The sequence below is a fragment of the Segeticoccus sp. genome (assembly GCF_035708005.1).
In genome coordinates this window covers 1-8823 of sequence record NZ_DASSTI010000051.1, presented here as the reverse complement: position 1 = coordinate 8823, position 8823 = coordinate 1, and the positions used below count along the sequence as shown (strand labels likewise).

The window sequence follows — 8823 nt, the reverse complement described above, 5'->3', positions numbered from 1 at the left end:
GAACCGAGGGGGTGACGTGCACGTCGTCGCGACCGCCGGGCACGTCGACCACGGCAAGTCCACCCTCGTCCAAGCGCTGACCGGGCAGCAGCCGGACCGCTGGGACGAGGAACGCCGCCGCGGACTGACCATCGACCTCGGCTACGTGTGGACCACCTTGCCGTCGGGCGAGACCGTGGCCTTCGTGGACGTGCCGGGGCACCGGAGGTTCATCGGCAACATGCTCGCCGGCCTGGGCCCGGCGCCAGCAGTCATATTCGTGGTCGCAGCGGACGAGGGTTGGAGCGCCCAGTCGACCGAGCACCTCGCGGCGGTGGAGGCGCTCGGCGTGGAGAACGGGCTGCTCGTCATCACCAAAGCGGACCTCGCCGACCCCGCCATCGCCGTGGAGGAGGCACACGGACACCTCGCCCGGTCCTCGCTGGGAGCCATCCCGCACGTGACGGTCTCCGCCCGCACCGGCCAGGGTCTGGACGACGTGCGCACGGCTCTGGACGCCCTGGTCTCCCGACTGCCGCGCCCCCGCGCCGACGGGCGGGTACGGCTCTGGGTCGACCGGGCGTTCACCATGAAGGGCAGCGGCACGGTCGTCACCGGCACGTTGGGCCGCGGCACCCTGCGCGTCGGGGACCAGCTCGCTGTCGCGAACGGTGCGAGCGACGGCCCGGCTGTGCTGGCGGTGCGGGGCCTGCAGAGCATGGAGCAGCTACGGCAGGACGTGCCCGCAGTGGCCCGCGTCGCGGTGAACCTGCGCGGGGTCACGCCTGCTGCGGTCGCACGGGGCAGCGCGCTGGTGACACCCGGGAGCTGGCGCGAGACCCGCCAGGTGGACGTGCGGCTGCTGCCCCTCAAGAGCATCGGCCCGGATTCGACTCCGACACAAGCTGATCCGCACGGCGACCTGGTGATCCACGTGGGGACCGCCGCGGTCGGCGTCCTCCTGCGCCCGCTGGACGGTGACGTCGCGCGATTGCGCCTGCAGCACGCCCTTCCGCTGCAAGCCGGGGACCGCGCCATCCTGCGGGATCCCGCCGCCCAACGTGTTCTCGCGGGGGTCCTCGTGCTGGATGTCGATCCGCCAGAGCTCGCTCGGCGCGGGGACGCGTCTCGCCGGGCCAGTGCCCTCGCGAATGCCGCCGGCCGCGCGGACGTGTCGACCGAGGTGAGTCGACGCGGAGCTGTGCGAGCGAGCGATCTGGAGGCACTCGGCATACCGTCCGGGGAACTGGGCCGGGCCGCCGAGGTGCGTCGCGTCGGGGACTGGCTGGTCGGTGAGGCGCAGTGGCGCCAGTGGGTCGAGTTGCTGGCCGCCGTCGTGGACGCGCACGCGGCGGCGCACCCGCTCGACCCGCGCCTGCCGATTGAGGCCGCCCGACACGACCTGGGAGTGCCGGACGGGGCGCTGCTGACTGCGCTCGCTCCCGCTGCCGGGCTGGAGGTGGGCGAGGGGCGTCTCGGGCGGCCGGGCGCGGTCCCTGACCTCGGGGCGGCCGAGGCCGGATTGCGTCAGCTGGAGGCGCGGCTGGCCGCGGCGCCGTTCGACGCGCCGGAGCGGCCGGACCTGGAGCGCTGGGGGCTGGGCGTGCGCCAGCTCGCGGCGGCCGAGCACGCGGGCCGAGTCGTTCGCCTGCCCGATGACGTCGTGCTGCTGCCCAAGGGCCCGGCGATGGCGATGCGTGTGCTGGCCGGACTGCCGCAGCCGTTCACGACCAGTGAGGCGCGTCAGGCGCTCGGGACGACCAGGCGGGTCGCAATCCCGCTGCTGGAGCACCTCGATCGGCGCGGGTGGACCCGTCGGATCGACGCCGGCCACCGCGAGGTCGTCCGCTAGAGGCCTTTGGCGACGCTGCCGCTCGGCGTGTTGGGCGCGTGTGGTCGGTCCACACGCTCCTCCCGCCCCCCGCGCAAGCGGCGGGCTGAGTGGTCGGCGGCGATGTCGACCAGCTTGAGGAAGCGGTGAACGTCCCATGCGGTCCGTCCGACGAACAAGCCGTCCGCGCCGGTGCGCTCGAGCAGCGCAGCTGCGTTGTCCAGATTCACGCTGCCTCCATACAGGACCGCGCGACACCCGCGGCCACCGCTGGCCCGAGCCACCTCCTCGCGGATCTCCTCGATGACGGGCGCGACCTCCTCGGGAGTCGCCGGGCGTCCGCGCTCACCGATGGCCCAGATCGGCTCGTAGGCGAGGACGACCCTGCACACCTCTGCCGGCGACAGCCGGCTCAGTGCCGCGCTGACCTGCGCCCGCACGAACTCCCGGTCCCCGCCGGCCTCACGGATGGCGAGCGGCTCCCCCACGCACACGAGCGGCACGAGTGCGGCATCGAGCGCTGCCCGCACCTTCAGGGAGACCGACTCGTCGGTTTCGTTGTGGTGCTCGCGACGCTCGGAGTGGCCGATCTCCACGAGGCGCGCACCGGCGTCGGCCACCATGCGCATGGAGACCTCGCCGGTTCCGGCGCCCTCCGCGGCCCAATGTGCGTTCTGCGCCCCCAACAGCACCGGCGAGTTGGCCGGCATGCGGCCGCGCACCGCGGCGAGCGCGGTGTGCGCGGGCACCAAGAACGTCTGGACCGCGTCCGGCAGCTGTCGGTCGGCGAGCGTCTCGACATAGGCGAGCGCCTCGCCGATCGTCTTCGTCATCTTCCAGCTGGTGCCGAGCCACACCTTGTCCGCGTTCTCGGCCACACCGTCACCCACGGATCAGCACGCCCCACCCGGGACGGCCTCCGGCTCGCCCTCGTCCTCGTAGCGGCTTATGGCGGCCACCTTCTCCGCCGAGCGGGAAGCCGGGTCGAACCGGTAGCCGAGCCACTCCTTGGCCAGTCGCCGGGCCAGCTCGCGCCCGATGACGCGCTCGCCGAGGCAGAGCACCTGCGCGTCGTTGCTGAGGACCGCGCGCTCTACCGAGTAGCTGTCGTGCGCAGTGACGGCACGGACCCCGCGGATCTTGTTGGCGCTGATGGCGACACCGAGCCCGGTGCCGCAGACGAGCAGGGCACGGTCGGCCTTGCCGTCGGCGACCAGCCGGGCCGCCGTGACGGCGATGTGGGGGTAGTGCGTCTCCTCGTCCTCGACGACGCCCACGTCGATGACCTCCCCCACCCGCTCGTCGGCCCGGAAGTCCTCGGCGATCGCCGTCTTGTAGCTCAGGCCTGCTTCGTCGCTTCCGACAACGACCCGCAACCGCTCCCCGCTCATCGTGTCCCTTCCTGCGGCCCCTGCGCCGCGCTGTCCGAGTCCTGTGCCCGCTCCCGGAGCACCTCGCCGACCGCCGCGACACACACCGCCAATGACAGTGCTCCCGCGTCCGGTGTTCCGAGGCTGCGTTCCGCGAGCGGACGCGCGCGGCCGACCTTCGGCCGCAACTGTGCCGTCGCCTCCGCGGCCGCTCGGGCCGTGGTGCTCGCGGCGTCCCATGCCGCCGAGAGGGCATCGCCGCGGCCCGTCGCCGCGGAGAGCTCCTCGCAGAACGGCAGCAGCGCGTCGAGCATGGTCTTGTCGCCGGGCTGGGCGCCGCCCAGCCGCACGAGCGCGTCGTAGCCGTTCCTGACCGCCTCGGCGACCTGTTCCGGAGAGGGCCGCCCGGTGTTGCTGAGGACGTTGCCGACGGCCTTGAGCGCCGCTCCCCACAGCACCCCGGAGGTGCCCCCGGCCCGCGCCGCCCACGCGTCACCGGCGGCCGTCAGCACCGTGGACGGCCCGGCGTGGTCACCGTGGGTGGCGTTCGCGGCCGCCAGCGCCGCGCTGGTTCCGCGGACCATGCCGCGCCCGTGGTCGCCGTCGCCGGCGACCGCGTCGATGCGGCCAAGCTCCTCCTCCATCTGTGCCATCGCCCCGGCCATCCGCTCCAGGCCGGTGCGGACGACCGCCGCCACCGCCAGGCCGTCCTTGTCCGCCTGCTCCGCGACCGGTCCGGCCTCGGTGGCCGCCACGTCGACGGACTGGCGGCGCTGCCCGGCGTCGGCCGGCGCGACGATGCCCTTGGTGTATGCCGGTGTGGCCGCCGGTGCGTGCCACAGCCCCTCGAGCTCCTCGTCGAGCCACATCACCGTGAGCGAGCACCCGGCCATGTCGAGGCTGGTCACCAGCTCGCCGACCTCGGGCTCGACCACCGTGAGGCCGGCCTCTCGCAACAGGGAGGAGACGGTGCCCCAGACGACGAACAGCTCCTCGTACTTGGTGCGTCCGAGCCCGTTGAGGATGACCGTCACCCGGTCCCCTGCGCCCTCGGGCGCGTCAGCCAGCACGCCGTCGACGAGCAGCCGGGCCAGCTCGCTGGCGCTCGGCAGGGGCCGGTCCTCGATCCCCGGCTCACCGTGGATGCCCAGGCCCAGTCCCATGTGCCCCGGCTCGACCGTGAACAGCGGCTCCTTCGCCCCGGGCATGGTGCACCCGTCGAAGGCCACACCCAGCGTCCGGGTGGCACCGTTGGCCCGCTCCGCGACGCGCTGCACCCCCTCGAGGTCGTAGCCGGCCTCCGCGGCGGCGGACGCGACCTTGAACACCGTGAAGTCACCGGCGATCCCACGCCGCTTGGCCCGTTCGTTCGCCGGGGCGCTGGCGACGTCGTCGGTAACGAGCACGTAGCGGGCCTCGATGCCTTCCTGCCGGAGCTGGTCCACCGCCTGGTTGAAGTTCATCACGTCACCGGCGTAGTTGCCGGTGCTGAACACGACACCGCCACCGCTGTCGACGGCACGGCCCACGGACACCGCGTCCGCGGTCGAGGGCGAGGTGAAGACGTTGCCCACCACGGCGCCGTCGGCGAATCCCGGGCCGACGATGCCGCAGAAGGCGGGGTAGTGTCCCGAGCCGCCGCCCACCACAACGGCGACCTTGCCCGGCGTGGTCTGCGTGGCCCGGACCACTCCACCGGGCACGGCCACGACGTACTGCTGGTAGGCGTCGACGAAGCCCTTGAGCATGTCGTCGCTGAACGTCGCCGGATCATCGACGAGGCGAGTCATCTGGTGTTCCCTTCTTCCACGGACCCGACAGCTGGGCGCGAGGTCGGATCCGAGCTCACGCGGGGATGAGGCTGACCTTGATGGACTTCGTGCCGTCCGCGACCAGGTCCAGGCCGTCCTGGAACTTCTCCAGCGGCAGCTGGTCGGAGCAGATCTCGTCCATCGGGAGCCTGCCGGACTCGAGCATGCGGATGGCGGCCGGCCAGCAGTGCGGGCCCAGGTGGGCGCCGAGCACGTCCAACTCCTTGTCGTCGCTGATGATGCTCCAATCGACGGTGACGTCCGAGCCGAAGACGCTGTACTCGACGTAGCGCCCGAGCTTGCGCAGCAGGTTCAGTCCCTGCCCGACCGCCGCCGGATGCCCCGTGCCCTCGATGTAGACGTCCGCGCCGTAGCCGCCGGTGAGCTCCTTGACGAACTCGACCGGGTCCTGCTCGGTGATGTTGACGGTCCGCGTGGCACCGCACTTGGCCGCCAGGGCCAGCTTGCGGTCGGACATGTCGAGGGCGATGACCTCGGCCGGGCCCTTCGCCACCGCGCCGGCCACCATGCCCAGCCCGATGGGACCGCAGCCGGCCACCACCACGACGTCCTCGAACTGGATGTTGGCGCGCTCGACCGCGTGCAGCGCGCAGGACAGCGGCTCGGTGAACGCCGCGTGTGCAGCCGGGAGGTCCTTGCTGATCTTGTAGACGCGGGCGTCCTCGGGGTAGATCATGTAGGACGCCATCGCGCCGGGGGTCCGGCGCTTGAACCCGTAGAGGTCGTGCGGCGCGCACATCCAGTACTGCCCGCGCACGCAGTAGCGGCACTGCCCGCACGGCACGATCTGCTCCGAGACGACCCGGTCGCCCACCGCGATCCCCCAGCGCTCGGCGGCCACCTCGTCGAGCTGGACCACCACGCCGACGAACTCGTGCCCCGGGATGACCTCGGTCTCCGCCCAGGCGGGGCGGTTCTCGTCGCCCCAGAACTTCGCGGCGCCGTGGTAGCACTTCAGGTCGCTGGCGCAGATGCCGACGGCCTCCACCCGGACGAGGGCCTGTCCCGGGCCCGGCTGGGGCACGGGCACGTCCTCGAGCCGGTAGTCCTCGGGTCCGTGGCAGATGACGGCCTGCATCGTGTCGGGGATCGTGGTCTCGGTGGTGCTCATCGTTGTTCCTCTCGTTGGTTGGCGTGGTGATCGGTGGCGCGGTGGCCGCGGGCGTCGGCTACCGCGGTGGCCGGACGGAGCCGTCCCGTCGCCAGCGGGCGCTCGGGAGGGCGACGACGACGTTGATCCCCTTGGACCGCAGCCGCTTCACGTGGGCCTTGGGTGTCTTCGCGTCCACGATGACGATGTCGAAGTCGGCGAGCGGCATGATCGCGTGGAGCGCGCGCCGCTCGAACTTGGTGTGGTCCACGAGCAGGATCCGCTGCTGGGAGGCCGAGAACATCGCCTTCTTGGTGTCCGCGGTCACCGAGGCCTGGTGGAAGGCCACGTCGTCGGTGATGGCCGCCGTCGACATGATCGCGGTGTCGGCACGCAGGTTGAGGATGGCGTTCGTCGTCATCGCGCCCATGAACGCGCTGCACCAGTTGTAGTACTCACCGCCCAGGGCGAGCAGCGTGATGTCTCGGGTCCCGGTGAGCGCGTTGATCAGCGGCAGCGAGTTGGTCACCACGGTGAGCGGCGCCCTGGCTGCCAGGTGCGCGGCCATCGGCAGCACGGTCGTCGAGTCGTCGAGGAAGATCGCCTGTCCGGGTTCGACGAACTCCAGTGCGGCCGAGGCCAGTGCCTCCTTCTCGGCCGCCTGCCGGCTGGAGCGGTAGACGTCGCTGGACTCCACCAGGCTGGTCGCGGTGGCGGTGGCCACCCCCCTGCTTTTGCGCAGCACGCCGCGCTTCTCGAGCTCGTCGAGGTCCCGGTGCACGGTCATCAGGCTGATGTGGAAGCGCTCGACGAGCTGCTCGATGCGGACGGTCCCGTCCGCGATCACGGCCTCGGTGATGGCCTGTTGACGAGCCAGCTTGCGGGACAACCGCGAGGCCGAGTCGGCGTGCATGGTCACGACTGGCTCACCGGGCTGTCGTGAAGGCTCTGTGCGACGGTCCGGACCACCACGGCGAAGGAGGTGGCCCCCGGGTCCGGTGTGCCGAGGCTGCGCTCGGCGTGCGGTCGTGCCCGGCCCAGCCGCGGCACGAGCGTCGCGGTCCCGGCGGCGGCCTCGGCGGCCGTGCCGGCCGCAGCGGGCCAGGCGGCGGTCAGCGGCAGGCCCTCGTCGGTGCCGCGGCCGAACGCCCGGGCGAAGGGCAGCACCGCGTCCACCATGGTCTTGTCCCCCGGCTGCGCTCCTCCGAAGGCCACCACCGCCTCGGCGGCCGCGTCGACGCCGGCACGGACCTGCTTGCCGGTGAGCGGCGCCGTGTCGTCGCAGTGCCGTGCGACGGCACCGAGCAGCACCTGCCAGAGGGCTCCCGACGTCCCACCGGCGTGCTCGCCCCAGGCGTCGGCAGCGGCCGACAGCGTGGTGGCGGCGCCGGCTCCGGCGGCGACTGCGTGCTCGGCCGCGTCCACCGCGGCCACGACCCCCCGCTGCATGCCGATGCCGTGGTCACCGTCACCGGCCACCGCGTCGAGCCGGCCGAGCTCCTCGGCCTCGGCGGTGAGGGCGTCCTTGACGTGGTGCAGCACCTGCAGGACCCGACGTGCGTCCGTGCGCGACTCGAGTGAGCCCTGCGGGAACGCCTGTCGTGACGCGTGCCGGTCCTCGGTCTCCTCCTGCTCCAGCACTGCCGGGTCCATGTGGGCACGGTGGTAGCCGGGCCCGTGCGCCGGTGCGACCCAGGCCTGCTCGAGCTCGCTGTCGAGCCAGGACACCGTCAGGGAGACCCCTGCCATCTCGAAGCTCGTGACCATCTCGCCGACCTCCGGGCGGACCACCACGAGGCCACGCTCCTGCAGCAGTGCTGCGACCTTGCGGTAGGTCACGAAGAGCTCCTCGCTCTTCACCGCTCCGAGTCCGTTGAGCAGGACGGCCACCCGCCCGGAGGCGGCGCCGGTGGGTGCAGAGGCCAGGACGCGGTCGACCAGCAGGGTGGCCAGCTCGTCGGCGGTGGGCAGCTCGGACTCGGAGATCCCCGGCTCCCCGTGGATACCCATGCCGACCGCCATCCGTCCCGGAGGCACGGTGAACAGCGGGGCCGGTGCGCCCGGGAGGGTGCAGCCGGAGAAGGCGACACCCAACGTCCTCGTGCGCCCGTTTGCCGATTGAGCGAAGGCGGTCACCGCATCGAGGTCGAGCCCTTGCTCGGCCGCCCACACCGCCGCCTTGAAGACGACCAGGTCGCCCGCGACGCCTCGACGCCGTTCGCGGTCGGCGTCGGGGGCGCTGGAGATGTCGTCCGTGACCACGACGGTGCGGCACGGGACCCCCTCCTCCCGCAGCCACGCCTGGGCTTGGTCGAAGTTGAGGACGTCGCCGGCGTAGTTGCCGTAGACCAGCAGCACGCCGGCCCCGGACTCCACCGCCTTCGCGACCGCGCGCACCTGCTGCGCCGAGGGTGACGCGAAGACGTTGCCCATCGCCGCCCCGTGGGCGAGCCCGGGACCGACGAGGCCGGCGAAGGCCGGGTAGTGACCGGAGCCCCCGCCGATGACGACCGCCACCTGGCCGGCCGGGGTGGGCCGGCGACGCGCGACGCCGCCGCCGACCCGACGGACCACGTCGGAGTGCGCTGCCACGAAGCCGTCGGTCATCTCCTCGACGAACCGCGCTGGTTCATTCAGCAGGTAGCTCACGACGTGGTCCTTCCGGGGTCGCTGCTGGAGGGGTGGTCGGGGCGGTGGTGTGGCCGGCCGGCTCGAGCCGGC

The 8823-nt window shown here is 72.6% G+C and carries 7 protein-coding genes; 1 reads left to right on the top strand and 6 read right to left on the bottom strand.

Annotation, left to right across the window (positions count from 1 at the left end):
• The coding region (selB, locus tag VFL99_RS05820) for a selenocysteine-specific translation elongation factor (RefSeq protein WP_414713723.1) at positions 1-1831 on the top strand (1831 nt) is incomplete at its 5' end.
• On the opposite strand, the gene VFL99_RS05815 is transcribed toward selB, so the two are convergent.
• The 6 genes from VFL99_RS05815 to VFL99_RS05790 are packed head-to-tail and all read right to left on the bottom strand — an operon-like array spanning position 1828 to position 8751.
• Positions 1828-2688: a triose-phosphate isomerase gene (locus tag VFL99_RS05815; protein WP_325105386.1), complete on the bottom strand. Its 861-nt coding sequence runs from the start codon at positions 2686-2688 to the stop codon at positions 1828-1830. The two genes, selB and VFL99_RS05815, sit on opposite strands and share 4 nt — an antisense overlap.
• Before the next feature lie 15 nt (positions 2689-2703).
• Positions 2704-3201: a ribose-5-phosphate isomerase gene (locus VFL99_RS05810; RefSeq protein WP_325105385.1), complete on the bottom strand. Its 498-nt coding sequence runs from the start codon at positions 3199-3201 to the stop codon at positions 2704-2706.
• Positions 3198-4970, bottom strand: coding sequence for a dihydroxyacetone kinase family protein (locus tag VFL99_RS05805; RefSeq protein ID WP_325105384.1), 1773 nt, complete (start codon positions 4968-4970; stop codon positions 3198-3200). The genes VFL99_RS05810 and VFL99_RS05805 overlap by 4 nt, the downstream gene beginning before the upstream one ends.
• A gap of 55 nt (positions 4971-5025) precedes the next feature.
• A complete protein-coding gene (locus VFL99_RS05800; RefSeq protein ID WP_325105383.1) occupies positions 5026-6123 on the bottom strand; it encodes a zinc-binding dehydrogenase in 1098 nt (365 codons plus the stop codon).
• A 58-nt stretch (positions 6124-6181) separates the two neighbouring features.
• On the bottom strand, positions 6182-7015 hold the full coding sequence (locus tag VFL99_RS05795; RefSeq protein WP_325105387.1) for a DeoR/GlpR family DNA-binding transcription regulator: 834 nt from the start codon (positions 7013-7015) through the stop codon (positions 6182-6184).
• Positions 7016-7017: 2 nt separating this feature from the next.
• Positions 7018-8751 carry a dihydroxyacetone kinase family protein gene (locus VFL99_RS05790; protein WP_325105382.1) on the bottom strand — a complete coding sequence of 578 codons (1734 nt, stop codon included), beginning with the start codon at positions 8749-8751 and terminating at the stop codon, positions 7018-7020.
• Between the last annotated feature and the right edge of the window lie 72 nt (positions 8752-8823).